This is a genomic window from Rhodoferax sp. (assembly GCF_044236835.1).
Taxonomy (GTDB): domain Bacteria; phylum Pseudomonadota; class Gammaproteobacteria; order Burkholderiales; family Burkholderiaceae_C; genus Allorhodoferax.
Map to the genome: position 1 here is coordinate 1 of NZ_JBIIGC010000001.1, position 13884 is coordinate 13884.

The window sequence follows — 13884 nt, forward strand, 5'->3', positions numbered from 1 at the left end:
TGACAACAAGGTCAACAAGCTGGAGGCGGACAACAGTGGCCTGAATATGGCGCTGCGTGGTGCGGCGCTTGAATCGGGCGCCACCATCTCTGCGGTCCTGACCCAAGGCGCAAGTAGTTTCAACCTCACCACCGTCCCTGGGCCCACCCCAGGTACCTGGTTGGTGTCCTCGCAAGACATGCGCAACCGGGTCAACAGCCTGGGCGATGGCAGCTTTACCGTGACCCTGTTCCAGACCGACGCTGCAGGCAACGTTGGACTCAGCACCACGGGCGAGTACTTCATTGACCGCAGCGTGCCCAACAAACCCGTTGTTACGGCGATTCCGGCCAGCACCGATGGTTGGGTCAACCTGCGCGATGCGCAAACCGTGGGTGTGACGGTGGTGGTGTCTTTGCTCAACACCAATGCGGTGGCAGGTGACTCGGTGGTGATCGGTGGATTCATCAATGATCACATCCACACGCTGACCTCCGGCGAGATTGCTGCCGGTTTTGCCAACGTGGTGCTGCCAGCGTCGGCGGTATTGCAAGACGACCCGGACGCCCTCCCAAGCTTGTCCCGTTCTATCAAAGCGCGCATCGTGGACCGGGGTGGCAACGTGTCGCCCGAATCGGATGCCTTTAACGTCAACCTCGATACCAACATCAAGTCCCCCGAGGTCGACATGACCCAGGGCGCGGCCAAGGGCGTCAGTAAAAACCAAGCCAAGAACCCGGTCGACTTTTTTGGCAGTGGCGTGGAGTCCGGCGCCCAGGTGTCGGTGTACTTCACCGGTGTGCTGGGCTCGACCTTGCTGTCCACCACCACGGGCCAGCCGGGTGGGCTCTTCAAGGTCACTTTGCAGCCTAACGACATGGCCACTCTGGGCGATGGCCTGGTGAGCTACCGGGTGGTGCAGACCGACATCGCCCTGAACACCTCGATCGACACCGTGGGCAGCTTCGACTTGCGCCTGTCTACGCCCTTGCCGACCTTGCTCAACGTGACCGAAGACAACGTGGTGAGCGCGCAAGAGGCGACTGGAAGCATCACCTACCAAGGCCTGGGCGTGCCTGGGGCCTCGGTGAAGTTGAACTTTTATGTGCGTGGCGATAACGGCCTGTACAAAACCACCCCCGAGATCGCAGAGAAAACCGTTACAGCTGTGGCCGCCAATGGCTTCTGGTCGGTGACGCTGAGCCCCGCGGACCTGGCCAACCTGTCCAAAAAGGGCCAGGGTACGGTGCAAATTCTGGCGACCCAAACGGACGACGGCTCCGAGTCCGGCGTGGCCGACTTGGAGTTTTATGTTGACCGTTTGCCGCCATCCTTCCTGACAGCCAAGAACCTGTTTGCCTACTCGCAAGGCTTTGACAACGCTTATTGGGGCAAAGGTGCTACTGCGGTACAAGCCAACGTGGGCACCGCACCGGATGGCAGCCAAACCGCCGAGGCCTTGGTGCCAAACTCCGGCTCGGTTCGGCCGTTTGTCAATCAGACGTCTGCAGTGACGACCGGCCAAACCTACACCTATTCGGTGTATTTGCGCAACGGCACCCTGAACCAGAGCGACCCTTGGGTGGAGCTGACTGTCGGCGGCGACGCGACACGCCGGGCATGGTTTAGGACCACCGACGGTAACTTGGTGACTACGCCACGCAGCGGCGAATCGGAGTTCCTGTCGGCCAGCAAGTCGCAGGTGGAGGGCACCGACTGGTGGCGAGTAAGTCTGACTTTCACCGCAAGTAGCACCACCACCAATACCTTCTGGGCGCTCTCGGTCCCAACTAGCGGTTCGATTTCCAACATCACAGGCGACGGACTCAAGCCCTCGGTGTTCCTGTGGGGTGCCCAGCTGGAGCAGGGTGCGACGGTCACCGCCTACGAGAAGATCGACGCCTTGCCAGCGCTCACGCTGTTCGATGGCAACGGCGATGGCGCCAACAACGACGGCCTGCTGGTCACCTTTGCCGAGCCGGTGGCGGTCAATTTGTTGACCAACCGGGCTGCGTACACGCCCACCTCTGGCAGGAGCCTGGGGACGGACTTCCGCATCGAGGCGGTGGACAGTACGTCCATCAATGGCCAGTTTTACGCCACCAAGTTCCGGCTGTTCCTGGACTCCGACAGCACCATGGTGCAGGGCAACACCATCACCATCAGCCGCAGCAGCATTGTGGACGCGGGTGGTAACCAGGCAACGATCAACCAGGTGTTGACCATCCCGAGCATTTCGGTGCCGGGTCTGCCCACGCCGCCGGTGGACATCATGTCGGACAACCGCATCAACTTGGAGGAGGCCAGCAACGTCTCCCGGTTGAGCTTCACCGACACCAATACCGCAAGCCAGCTCAATGCTGCGAAAGGTGGACTGCTGCAAACCCTGGTCAACGGCGTGGTGGCGGACGAAACCTTGCCGCGTGCCAATTTCCTGACCTTGGATTTGACGCTGAACAAAGAGGCGAAACTGTTGCAGGGCCAAGCGGTTTCAGCGTCGGTGCGCGTAACTTTCCTGGACGGAAGCGCGCGCAACATCACGGTGTGGTCGACCGGCACCCCGGATACCCAGGCCACTGCGACCAACCGCTACAAGTTCACCAGCAAAGAGATCACCGACTTGAGCAACGTGGTGTCGGTGACCTACAACAACGACATGAACCTGGCCGCCTTTATGGTGCCGCAGACCTTGGACCCGTCGGGCCTGACCAGCTCGGGCCTCAAGATCACGAGCACCGGCACTTACAGCGCGACGCCAGCCAACAACACATTGCAGACCACGGTCAACTTGACCCTGGACTTTCCTAACACGGTGCGCTTGGCCAGCGGCGCGCGGTCGGGTGCGACGGTAAGGGTTTACTTTACCGACCTCTACCGTTGGGAGGACGTTAGCGCTTTGTCCACGGTGGGCACGGCAGATACAGCGTCCACCGGGTTCACCCGGATGACCTATACCGTCACCACCAACCGGCCGATGAGCTCTGGCAACAACTTCTTCTGGGACACGGTTCCGTCCAACCTGACGCTGGACCCAGCCATTACTGTGCTTACCACGGGCCCGAACGCCCCGGTCATCACCACCCAGTTCGACACCAGTGTGGTGGTCAAGGCAGACACCTTTGTCGATGGCTCGGTCATGACCACCCGCTTGCTTGACCAAAACCTCAACCCGATTGCCGGCACCGAGGACACGGTGCAGTACAGCCGCAGCAACCCCAACCGGGTGCTCTACACCCAGAGCTTGGCCGATGCGCTGAGTGCTGCCGGGCGCAAGCTGCAGCTGTTTGTCGATGGCAAACCGGCCGGCACGCCCACCACCATGGGCATCAGCGAGATCACCCTGTTCCACCAAGTGAATTGGGAGAACCAGTTCGGTGGGAATTCGGGGTGGGGATCTGGCCATAGCCTGCAGGCTGGTGCCAAGGTGACGGCACGGCTGACGGTGACCTTCAAGGCCGTAGCGGGTGTGACTCCGCCCCCGGTGGAGGTGCTGTTGACCGCCACCGGTGACGCAACGCCCAATCCTTCGACCTTGGTGTTCACCGGCGCATTTGTGAACGCAGCTACGGGTTTGCCGATCGATCCCACGACCGTGGCCAACGTGGTGTACAAGGCCAACTCGATTTCGCAGAACTTCCCCAACGAGGTGATATCCAATTGGTGGATCTCGACCAGCCAGTGGGTGGACCTGCCAGCCTCTGCTTGGGCCGGTGAGACCGAAGGCCTGAAGCAAATGACTGCGCAAACCACCACGGCCGACGGCAGCCTGAGCTCGGTGTTCTCCGCGCCCAAGCAGCTTCGCCTGGATGTGAAGGTGGGTGACGTTCGGGATGTGTCCCTGCTGTCCGATGCCAACAACGACGGCATCCTCAATGCCGGCGACACCGTGCAGATTCGCTTCACCGAGAACGTGGCATTCACCTTCAGTGCACTGCCAGCCTCGTTTGGTACCAACCCGCTGGTGACGCCGGTGGGCTCGGAAAATGGCTTTGCGCAGGTGTGGAATGTGCGCTTGGGCACCGGTGCCACCATCACCCCCGGCCAACCGTTCACCATGGAGGCCCGCAAGGTCTTCGACCAAGCCGGTAACGACAACGGCAGCGGCCAGGCCACGCCGACGGTGGGCACCGTGCCTGCCAACCTGATGACCGAGGCTCGCAGGCCCATCATCGACAACGTCAGTGACGACAACGTCATCACCAGCACCACTGCGGCTACCCCGGTCAAGGTCAACCTCACCAAGGCGGTGTCCGGCGATGTGGTGGAGTTGTTTGTGGACGGCATCAAGGTGGGCACCCAAACGGTGGCCACCAACGGCCAGGCCAACATCACTTTCGACGTGAACGGCAGCCAGTGGGGTGCCGATGGTGAGCGCACACTGAGCACCACCATCACCCGTGGCGGTGTGACTGTTACCTCTGCGCCACGCAGTGTCTATGTGGCCGTCGACACCAGCCACTGGTCGCAAGAGGCCAAGTACGCCGGCAAGATCCACTGGTTTGACCCCGACGCCATCGTGCAAGCTGATGGCACCATGGTGCAAACCTGGAAGGCCAGCGCGGGTGGGCTTACCGTGTCGACCGGGGAAACAGGCAACACCAAGATCGTGGATGTGCTCACCGGGCACGCCTACTTGGTGACGGGCAACGGCAACGGGTTCTATGAGACCAAGGTCAACGGCGCCTACCTGTACCAACCGGCCACCATGGCGCGGTTTGCCACCGACACCAGCATTGCGGGGGCGGGCTACACCAACTTCTCGATGTTCAAGCCCACGACACAGAGCACCCAGACCATGATGGAGGTGCCGATATACCGGTTCACCACCAACTCCACACCGGTGTCCTATGTGGCAGGCAACGTGGTCGGCGGCCCGGTCACCACCATCGCACCGTATACGCGCTGGATGGGCGGCACCAACATGCAGAACTTCTTCGGCGGTGGCAGCAGCACCACGCGCATGTGGAACCACTGGAACTGGTGGGGCGACATGACCAACGTGGTCTCGGTGGGTGCCTGGCAAATGGCCACTGCGGCGGTGACAAACTACCGCCTGAATGGCTACAACCAGATGCGCTTCAACATCACCCAAGGTGGCAGCGATTTCATACCGAACGCCTGGGTCCCCTTGGCCGGCGTGAACTATGAGAGTTTTTCGATAGACGATGGAAGGCGCCGCTTCCGTATTGGTGGCGGTCCGGGCATTGTGGGTGACCAGATCAACATCACCGTGTCCACTGGTTGGGCCTACCAGCAAGAGGTGGGTGCCTACCTGGGTGCCAAGTACCAAAGCACCGGTTCGGTGGTGGCACAGCGCGCTGCCACCGCCAATAACAACGTGTACGACCTCGCGGTGAGTAACGTGCCTGGCACCTTGATTGACCAGAGTCTGATCATGGTGGGCAGGGTAAGTGACGACACGGTGACAACCGGAGGTGCCGACTATGTCAACACCGGCTCGGGCAACGATGTGGTGAACATCAAGGATTGGGCGTTCCGCCACATCGACGGCGGCCTGGGCAACGACACGCTGAAGTTGGCGCCGGGCTTTGCCGGCCGCAGCGTGGTGACCTTGGCTGACTTTGCCAGCAACTACCGCGGCATGTCGGGTATCACCGCGGACAACAACCGCGTCAATGATGCGGGCTACCACCGGCTGCTGGGCATCGAGAAAATCGACCTGGTGCAACACGGCGAAACCGATAACCGCCGCCAGGTGGTGACGGTTGCGGCCAACGATGTGCGTGCCCTCTCGGAAACCAATGTGCTGGAAATGCGCCTGGGCAAGGAAGATGTGGTGCGGGCTACCGGCTTTGCCGACAATTTTGGTGTCGAGGGTGTGTACAAGTACAACGATAGCTGGTACGACCGCAAGTTCAGCCAGTCCATCGATAACCAGGCCTATGACCTCTACACCAACGGTGGCGACCGCATGCCCGAGGCGGTGTCATTCAAGACGGTGGCAGCGCTCAACCAGGTGCAGATCACCTTTGACCACGCGATGACGGGTGGCTCGATGTTGGGCGGCAACTTCTCGATCCAGACGTTCCCGTCCTCGCAGCTGGTGGTGCTGTCGGCCACGTCGGTGAACCTGCGCCAGGGTGTGGCCTTGACCCTGACCGGTCCGTTGAACGTGGCAGCCAAGATCACCTACAACGGTGACGTCTCCGACGAGGCCGGACGCGGTTTCAGGCACAACACCTGGCTCTTGGGCACCAACGGCGGTGACACACTCAATGGCGCTACCCTGAGCGCCGCTGAGCAAGCCCGGGGCGTGACCTTCATGGGTGGCACTGGCGTGGACTTCATTACTGGAACCAGCGGTGCTGACCTGATCATTGGCGGCCTGGGTGGCGATATTCTGACCGGCGGATTGGGCTCAGATACCTTCCTGTACCGCAATGAGATCACAGGTTCCGGCGCGGCAGGTTCACTGGGTGGTACCTCGGGCGATGTGATCACCGACTTTACCTTCAACCACACTAACCAGGCCAACAACGACCGCATTGACTTGTCCCTGCTGTTCGAAACCAACTTCAGGGCCACTGGCGATGCGGCAGTGGATGCCGCAAGACTCATCAGCGGCGGCTTTATTGATGTGCGCAAGGTCACCAACTTCCAGACCGGCAAGCAGGACTTGCAGATCTGGGTGGACCGGGACGGTGCCAGCGAAGGCGGTGGCGGCAGCTTGTATGGCCAGTTGGTGACGATCGCCGACGGATCAACCAACCTGCCCGACCAGTACCCTGCGGTGGAAGACAACACGGTGTTCTTGACACGTTTGCTGGAAGAAGGCCGTCTGGTGGTGAGCACCTTCTAAACGTCAGGCATGGCGAGCACCTGCGGCCCCCTTGGGCCCAGGGTGTTCGCCTTGCGCACTAGTCGCGGCTGGCCACGGTTGCCCGGCGTGGTGGCTGGGTTGGGGCGGTGTGGCTTAGCCTGCGCTTTGCAGCGCCAAGCCCGCATGCTCACGCAGCGGGTGAAAGTGAATCTTGGGAAAGCGCTCCTGCGCCAGCCGCACGTCATACGGGCTGGTGCACAAATAGGCCAAAGTGTCGGCGGCGTCACGCGCCATGCGTTGCGGGTAGGCGTTGACAAACTCTTGCAGTTCTTTGGGCGTGTCGGCGGTGATCCAGCGCGCGCCGGTGTACTGGCTGCCTTCTAGGCGGATGTCGGCGTCGTACTCGCCTTTGAGGCGGTGCTGCACCACTTCAAACTGCAACTGGCCCACCGCACCCAGCAGCATGTTGCCGCCCATCTCGGGCTTGAAGACCTGGATGGCGCCTTCTTCGCCGAGCTGCGCCAGACCTTGCTGAAGTTGCTTGGTGCGCAGCGGGTTTTTCAGCACCACGGTCATGAACATCTCCGGCGCAAAAAAGGGCAGGCCGGTGTACATCAGGTTCACCGAGCCGTCGGTGATGGTGTCGCCCAGCTGCACGCCGCCGTGGGTGGTGAAGCCCACGATGTCGCCAGCGTAGGCTTCTTCCACCGCCTCGCGCCGCTGGCTCATGAAGGTGACCACGCTGGTGGGGCGCAGCTCTTTGGCGGTGCGCATGACCTTGAGTTTCATGCCCGGCGTGTACTTGCCGCTGGCCATGCGCACAAAGGCAATGCGGTCGCGGTGGTTGGCGTCCATATTGGCCTGCACCTTGAATACCACGCCGCTGAAGGCGTCGTCGGCAGGCTGTACCTCTTTGACCACTGGCTGGCGGTTGACGAGTGTGGTGCTGGTGCGGCTTTGTGGCGGCGGGGCCAGGTCGACCAGGGCGTCCAGCACCTCCATCACACCAAAGTTATTCACGCCTGAGCCAAAGAACACCGGGGTTTGCTTGCCCGCCAAAAAGGCCTGCAAATCCCAAGCCGGGGATGCGCCCGTGGCCAGTTCCATGCTCTCGGTGGCGGTGGTCCACTCGTGGCCAAAGCGGGTTTGCAGCGAGGCCGCATCGTTGAGCGGCACGGTGTCAAAGTCTTGCGGGCGGCGCTCGCTGCCGGACTCGAACACCGTCATCGCCTGGGTGCGCAAATTGATGATGCCGCCAAACAGCTTGCCCTGGCCCACCGGCCAGGTCATGGGCACGCAGGGCATGCCCAGTTCGCGCTCGATCTCGTCAAGGATGTCCAGCGGCTCGCGCACCTCGCGGTCCATCTTGTTCACAAAGGTGATGATGGGCGTGTTGCGCTGGCGGCAGACCTCGATCAAGCGCCGCGTCTGCGCCTCCACACCATTGGCCGCATCAATCACCATCAGCGCCGAGTCCACGGCAGTGAGCACGCGGTAGGTGTCTTCGGAAAAGTCTTTGTGGCCGGGGGTGTCGAGCAGGTTGATGACGTGGTCGCGGTACAGCATTTGCATCACGCTGGATGCCACCGAAATACCGCGCTGCTTTTCGATCTCCATCCAGTCCGAGGTGGCGTGGCGGCTGGCTTTGCGCGCCTTGACCGAGCCCGCAATCTGGATCGCGCCGGAGAACAGCAGCAGCTTTTCGGTCAGCGTGGTTTTGCCGGCGTCGGGGTGAGAAATGATGGCAAAGGTACGACGGCGACGCGTCTCGGCGAGGAAGGACATGGAGGGGATGCGTGGGGGAAAGCAGTGATTTTAGAGGCCCCCCCTATAATCCGCCTCATCCGAGGAGCGTTGCAGTTCACGCAAAGTGAATGAGGCTCGGACCCGGTGGTTCTTCCAGAGCCACCGCACCAACGGCGCTCACCCACTGCACAGTCGGGTGAGCCCTTTTTTTGCAGGCTCTTCCGTACGCAGTGGCTCTCAAAATCATTTGTGGAGTGAAGCATGGGCGTACTGAAATTTGCCAAAACCGAAGATTACAAAATTGCCGACCTGAGCTTGGCGCAGTGGGGCCGCAAAGAGCTGACCATTGCCGAGACGGAAATGCCGGGCCTGATGGCCATTCGCGAGGAGTTCGCCAAGGCGCAGCCTTTGAAGGGCGCGCGCATCACCGGCTCGCTGCACATGACCATCCAGACCGGCGTGCTGGTGGAGACCTTGCAGGCCTTGGGCGCCGAGGTGCGCTGGGCCTCATGCAACATCTTCTCGACCCAAGACCACGCGGCTGCAGCGCTGGTGGCGCAGGGCACGCCGGTGTTTGCCTACAAGGGCGAGAGCCTGGTGGACTACTGGGAGTTCACCCACCGCATTTTTGAGTTCGGACCCAAGGGCAGCAAGACCGAGGGCCCCAACATGATTCTGGATGACGGCGGCGACGCTACCTTGCTGATGCACCTGGGCGCGCGCGCCGAGAAGGACATCAAGGTGCTGGCCAAGCCGGGCAGTGAAGAAGAGATTTGCTTGTTCAACTCCATCCGCGCCAAGCTCAAGATTGACCCCACCTGGTACAGCCGCCGCCTCAAGGCCATCATCGGCGTGACCGAGGAAACCACCACCGGCGTGCTGCGCCTCAACGAAATGTCGGCCAAGGGCACGCTCGCGTTTCGGGCTATCAATGTGAATGACTCGGTGACCAAGAGCAAGTTCGACAACCTCTACGGCTGCCGCGAATCCTTGGTGGACGCCATCAAGCGCGCCACCGACGTGATGATTGCCGGCAAGGTGGCCGTGGTCGCCGGTTACGGCGACGTGGGCAAGGGCTCGGCCCAGGCGCTGCGTGCGCTGTCTGCCCAAGTGTGGGTGACCGAGATCGATCCCATCAACGCGCTGCAAGCGGCGATGGAAGGCTACAAAGTGGTGACCATGGACTACGCCGCCGACAAGGCCGACATTTTTGTGTCGGCCACGGGCAACAAGAACGTCATCACTTTCAAGCACATGCAGGCGATGAAGGACCAGGCCATCGTTTGTAACATCGGCCACTTTGACAACGAGATCGATGTGGCGTCGCTGGAGAAGCTCAAGTGGGAAGAAATCAAGCCCCAGGTGGACCATGTGATTTTCCCGGCCACCAAGGGCAAGGGCGCCAAGCCCGAGAAGCGCATCATCCTATTGGCCAAGGGCCGCTTGGTGAACCTGGGTTGCGGCACCGGTCACCCCAGTTTTGTGATGTCGTCCAGCTTTGCCAACCAGACGATTGCGCAGATCGAGTTGTTCACCAAAGCCAAGGAATACAAGCCGGGCAAGGTCTACACCCTGCCCAAACACCTGGACGAAAAAGTGGCGCGTCTGCACCTCAAAAAAGTGGGCGCGATGCTGACCGAGCTGTCCGACGAGCAGGCCGCCTACATTGGCGTGAGCAAGGCTGGCCCCTACAAGGCCAACACCTACCGCTACTAAGCCGCGCATGCGGATAGACCAATTGCTGGTGCAGCGGGGGCTGGCCAGTACGCGCTCGCAGGCCCAGCGCCTGATCGCTGACGGCGTCGAGTGGCAGCACAACGCGCAGTGGCGCCGGGTTGCCAAAAACGGCGACGAGGTGCCTGAGGACGCTCAGGTTCGGCTGCTGGATGACTCCGAGGCGCGTTACGTGTCGCGCGGTGGCCTCAAGCTGGAGGCCGCGCTGCGGGCGCTAGGTTTGTCGGTGCAGGGTTGGACGTGTTTGGACGTGGGGCAATCGACCGGTGGCTTTACCGACTGCCTGCTGCAAAGCGGCGCTGCCTTGGTGGTCGGTGTGGATGTGGGTAGCGCGCAGTTGCATCCCAGCCTGCGCAGCCATCCGCGGGTGCTGTGCGTGGAGGGGATCAACGCCCGCGCACTGACCGCCGAGGATCTGGTGGAGGCCAGCGCAGGCCGTGCCGACTTCACGCCGGCCTTTGACTTGATCGTGGCCGACCTGTCGTTCATCTCGCAGACCTTGGTGCTGCCCGCAGTGGTCCCTTTGCTCAAGCCCGGCGGCACGCTGCTGACCTTGGTCAAACCGCAGTTTGAATTGCAGCCCCCCCAAGTGGGCAAAGGCGGCATCGTCAAAGACGCCGCCCTGTACGCCACCGTGGAGACGCGCTTGCGAAACGCTTGCGCCGATCTGGGGCTGGACGTGACCGCGTGGTTGGATTCGCCCATTGCGGGCGGAGACGGAAACCGCGAGTTTTTGATGTGTGCCACACACGCTGGCTGAATCTGCGGCGCAGCCTATGCGCTGTGCCGCTTTTTATCAACAAGGTGCAACGACCATGTCGGGTTACCGTACACCTATAAGCTTGGAATTTTTTCCGGCAAAAACTCCTGAGTCCGCGGCCAAGTTGCGCGCGGTGCGCCACAACCTGTACCCGCTGCAACCGGCCTTTTGCTCCGTGACCTATGGCGCTGGCGGCAGCACGCAAGAGGGCACCTTCGCCACCTTGCGCGAAATGCTGTCGGAAGGAGCCCAGGCCGCATCGCACTTCTCTTGCATAGGCGCCACCCGCGCCACCGTGCGTTCCCAACTGGGCCAGCTCCAAACCATGGGGGTCAAGCGCATCGTGGCGCTGCGCGGCGACTTGCCCACGGGCTATGGCCCGGCGGGTGAGTTTCGGTATGCCAGCGATTTGGTTGCCTTCATCCGTGCGGAAACCGGGGACTACTTCTCGGTTGAGGTGGCGGCCTATCCCGAGATCCACCCGCAATCCGCCACATCAGGCGCAGATTTGCAGGCATTCGCCACCAAGGTGAAAGCCGGTGCGAACTCGGCCATCACCCAGTACTTCTTCAACTCCGACGCGTACTTCCGGTTCGTCGACGATGTGCAGGCGCTGGGTGTGGATGTGCCCATCGTTCCCGGCATCATGCCGATTACCAACTGCACGCAACTCATGCGGTTTTCGGACGCCTGCGGTGCCGAGATTCCCCGCTGGATTCGCCTGCGCCTGGAGGGCTACGGTGACGACATCGAGTCGATCAAGTCCTTTGGCCTGGACGTGGTGAGCGACCTGTGCGACCAGTTGCTATCGGTGGGCGTACCAGCGTTGCATTTCTACACCATGAACCAGAGTGCGCCGGTGTTGGCCCTGTGCGATCGCCTGGGCCTCTCCATCCCGCGCACCGAGCCTAGCCTGCGGCTTCGAGCGTAGAGCTTGCGTGCTGGTCTTGCCCGAGCAATTTGGCGAGTTGGGGCAGGGCCACTTGCAGTGCGGCCTTGAGCGTGTGCGGCGGGTTGATGATGAACATGCCGCTGGCAGGCAGGCCGGGGCGCACTTCCTCGCCGTTGCTGTCTTGGGTTAGCTTGCTGGACTTGACGGTGAGCGTGGCGCTCAGCCAGGGTTTACCCAGTTTGGTGGCCAATGTCTTGAGTTTTTTCGGCACGTCGTGCGCCTCGGGCCTGGGAATGATGGGGTACCACACCACGTAGGTGCCGGTGGCAAAGCGTTGCATTGCGTCGGCCACCATGGTCTGCACGCGGGCGTAGTCGTTCTTCACTTCATAGCTCGGGTCGCACAGCACCAGCGCGCGGCGCGAGGGTGGCGGCAAAAACTTCTTCAGGGCCTCAAAACCATCCTCGCGCAAGACTGCCACCTGGCGACCCGCGTCCAGCTGTGCGATGTTGGCGGCAAGCGTCTTGGAATCGGTGGGATGCAACTCGCAGAGCTTGAGCTTGTCGCGGTCTCGCAACAGGTGTTGCAGGATGAACGGCGAACCTGGGTACACCATCCACTGTCCGGGTGTGGCGTTGAAGCGGGCCACCATGTCCACGTAGTCGCGCAGCACCGGGGTCAGCGTGTCCAGTGGCGCACTGGCCACGAGCTTTAAGAAACCCTCAGCCGCCTCCGCGCTGGTGCGGGCATAGTCGCCGTCGAGCCGGTACAGGCCGGCGCCGGCATGGGTGTCGAACACGGTCAGCGCGGTGTCTTTTTGCACCATGTGGCGAAGAACGGCCAGCACCACCGTGTGTTTGAGGACGTCGGCATGGTTGCCGGCGTGAAAGGCGTGGCGGTAACTGAACATGGGGGGCATGGTACCGCGTCCACTAAAAAGGCACCCCAGGCGCCACTTTCGTTTGTATACTCGTGGGCTTCGCAGCGATTGTGTGGTTCCGCGGCGAAGCAGTGCTGGCACCGGCCTTGCGCCATGTGCCAGCACCCACCCCACCTAAGAGATTCCCAGCAGAGGAGTGCCGACCGTGGAAAAGAGCCCACCAAACCAACTCAGTTAAAGAGAAATTCATGTCCACTTTCAGCGCAAAACCCGCTGAGGTCGTGCACGAATGGTTTGTGATTGACGCGACCGACAAGGTCCTCGGACGAGTAGCCAGTGAAGTTGCTCTCCGTTTGCGCGGCAAACACAAGGCCATTTACACGCCTCACGTCGACACCGGTGATTTCATCGTTGTCATCAACGCAGCTCGCCTGCGTGTCACCGGTGCCAAGCCGATCGACAAGGTCTACTACAGCCACTCCGGCTACCCCGGTGGCATCTCCGCCATCAACTTCCGCGACATGCAGTCCAAGTTCCCAGGCCGTGCCCTGGAAAAAGCCGTCAAGGGCATGCTGCCCAAAGGCCCCTTGGGTTACGCCATGATCAAGAAGCTCAAGGTGTACAGCGGTGCAGAGCATCCCCACACCGCCCAACAGCCCAAAGTCCTGAACATTGCGGGCATCTCGGCAAGCGCAGTTCAACGGGAGTCTGCCAAATGATCGGTGAATGGAACAATGGCACCGGCCGTCGCAAATCCAGCGTCGCCCGTGTGTTTCTGAAAAAAGGCTCTGGCCAGATCGTGGTCAACGGCAAGCCCATAGAGAACTTCTTTGGCCGTGCAACTTCCATCATGATTTGCAAGCAGCCCCTGCTGCTGACCAACCATGCTGAGAGCTTCGACATCATGGTCAATGTGGCAGGTGGTGGTGAATCCGGCCAAGCCGGCGCAACCCGCCACGGTATCACCCGTGCTCTGATCGACTACGACGCCAGCCTCAAGCCAGTGTTGAGCCAAGCAGGTTTTGTCACACGTGACGCCCGCGAAGTTGAGCGCAAGAAGGTCGGCTTCCACGGCGCCCGCCGTCGCAAGCAGTTCTCCAAGCGCTAACGTC

General features: G+C 61.5%; 8 protein-coding genes and 1 riboswitch. Of the genes, 6 read left to right on the top strand and 2 right to left on the bottom strand.

Translation table 11 applies throughout. The features are described 5' to 3' along the window. Positions 1–46 precede the first annotated feature (46 nt). On the top strand, positions 47–6799 hold the full coding sequence (locus tag ACILRC_RS00005; protein WP_395667273.1) for a hypothetical protein: 6753 nt from the start codon (positions 47–49) through the stop codon (positions 6797–6799). A gap of 114 nt (positions 6800–6913) precedes the next feature. Here ACILRC_RS00005 and ACILRC_RS00010 read toward each other — a convergent pair whose 3' ends face one another. Next, positions 6914–8545, bottom strand: coding sequence for a peptide chain release factor 3 (locus tag ACILRC_RS00010; protein ID WP_395667274.1), 1632 nt, complete (start codon positions 8543–8545; stop codon positions 6914–6916). Between the two features lie 55 nt (positions 8546–8600). Beyond that, positions 8601–8692: riboswitch (S-adenosyl-L-homocysteine riboswitch) on the top strand. 75 nt (positions 8693–8767) lie between these two features. On the opposite strand from ACILRC_RS00010, the gene ahcY reads away from it, so the two are divergent. The 3 genes from ahcY to metF are packed head-to-tail and all read left to right on the top strand — an operon-like array spanning position 8768 to position 11931. After that, positions 8768–10222, top strand: coding sequence for an adenosylhomocysteinase (ahcY, locus tag ACILRC_RS00015; protein WP_395667275.1), 1455 nt, complete (start codon positions 8768–8770; stop codon positions 10220–10222). A gap of 7 nt (positions 10223–10229) precedes the next feature. Beyond that, positions 10230–11000 (top strand): TlyA family RNA methyltransferase, encoded by a 771-nt coding sequence (locus ACILRC_RS00020; protein ID WP_395667276.1) that lies wholly within the window; start codon positions 10230–10232, stop codon positions 10998–11000. Positions 11001–11055: 55 nt separating this feature from the next. After that, positions 11056–11931 (top strand): methylenetetrahydrofolate reductase [NAD(P)H], encoded by an 876-nt coding sequence (gene metF / locus ACILRC_RS00025; protein WP_395667277.1) that lies wholly within the window; start codon positions 11056–11058, stop codon positions 11929–11931. Here the strand turns inward: metF and ACILRC_RS00030 are convergent. Then, positions 11909–12802, bottom strand: coding sequence for a 23S rRNA (adenine(2030)-N(6))-methyltransferase RlmJ (locus ACILRC_RS00030; protein ID WP_395667563.1), 894 nt, complete (start codon positions 12800–12802; stop codon positions 11909–11911). The genes metF and ACILRC_RS00030 overlap by 23 nt on opposite strands. A gap of 218 nt (positions 12803–13020) precedes the next feature. Here ACILRC_RS00030 and rplM point away from each other — a divergent pair, with 218 nt between their 5' ends. Together rplM and rpsI are read left to right on the top strand one after the other, a co-directional pair. After that, positions 13021–13491, top strand: a complete 471-nt coding sequence (gene rplM, locus ACILRC_RS00035) for a 50S ribosomal protein L13 (protein ID WP_395667278.1) — start codon at positions 13021–13023, stop codon at positions 13489–13491. Beyond that, positions 13488–13880 (top strand): 30S ribosomal protein S9, encoded by a 393-nt coding sequence (gene rpsI / locus ACILRC_RS00040; protein ID WP_395667279.1) that lies wholly within the window; start codon positions 13488–13490, stop codon positions 13878–13880. The genes rplM and rpsI overlap by 4 nt, the downstream gene beginning before the upstream one ends. The last annotated feature ends 4 nt before the right edge of the window (positions 13881–13884 follow it).

Excerpts from the sequence above, each read along its gene's own strand:
- ACILRC_RS00010 (WP_395667274.1), bottom strand. The coding sequence starts at position 8,545 with ATGTCCTTCCTCGCCGAGACGCGTCGCCGTCGTACCTTTGCCATCATT.
- rpsI (WP_395667279.1), top strand. The coding sequence starts at position 13,488 with ATGATCGGTGAATGGAACAATGGCACCGGCCGTCGCAAATCCAGCGTC.
- rplM (WP_395667278.1), top strand. The coding sequence starts at position 13,021 with ATGTCCACTTTCAGCGCAAAACCCGCTGAGGTCGTGCACGAATGGTTT.
- ahcY (WP_395667275.1), top strand. The coding sequence starts at position 8,768 with ATGGGCGTACTGAAATTTGCCAAAACCGAAGATTACAAAATTGCCGAC.
- ACILRC_RS00005 (WP_395667273.1), top strand. The coding sequence starts at position 47 with ATGGCGCTGCGTGGTGCGGCGCTTGAATCGGGCGCCACCATCTCTGCG.
- ACILRC_RS00020 (WP_395667276.1), top strand. The coding sequence starts at position 10,230 with ATGCGGATAGACCAATTGCTGGTGCAGCGGGGGCTGGCCAGTACGCGC.
- metF (WP_395667277.1), top strand. The coding sequence starts at position 11,056 with ATGTCGGGTTACCGTACACCTATAAGCTTGGAATTTTTTCCGGCAAAA.
- ACILRC_RS00030 (WP_395667563.1), bottom strand. The coding sequence starts at position 12,802 with ATGTTCAGTTACCGCCACGCCTTTCACGCCGGCAACCATGCCGACGTC.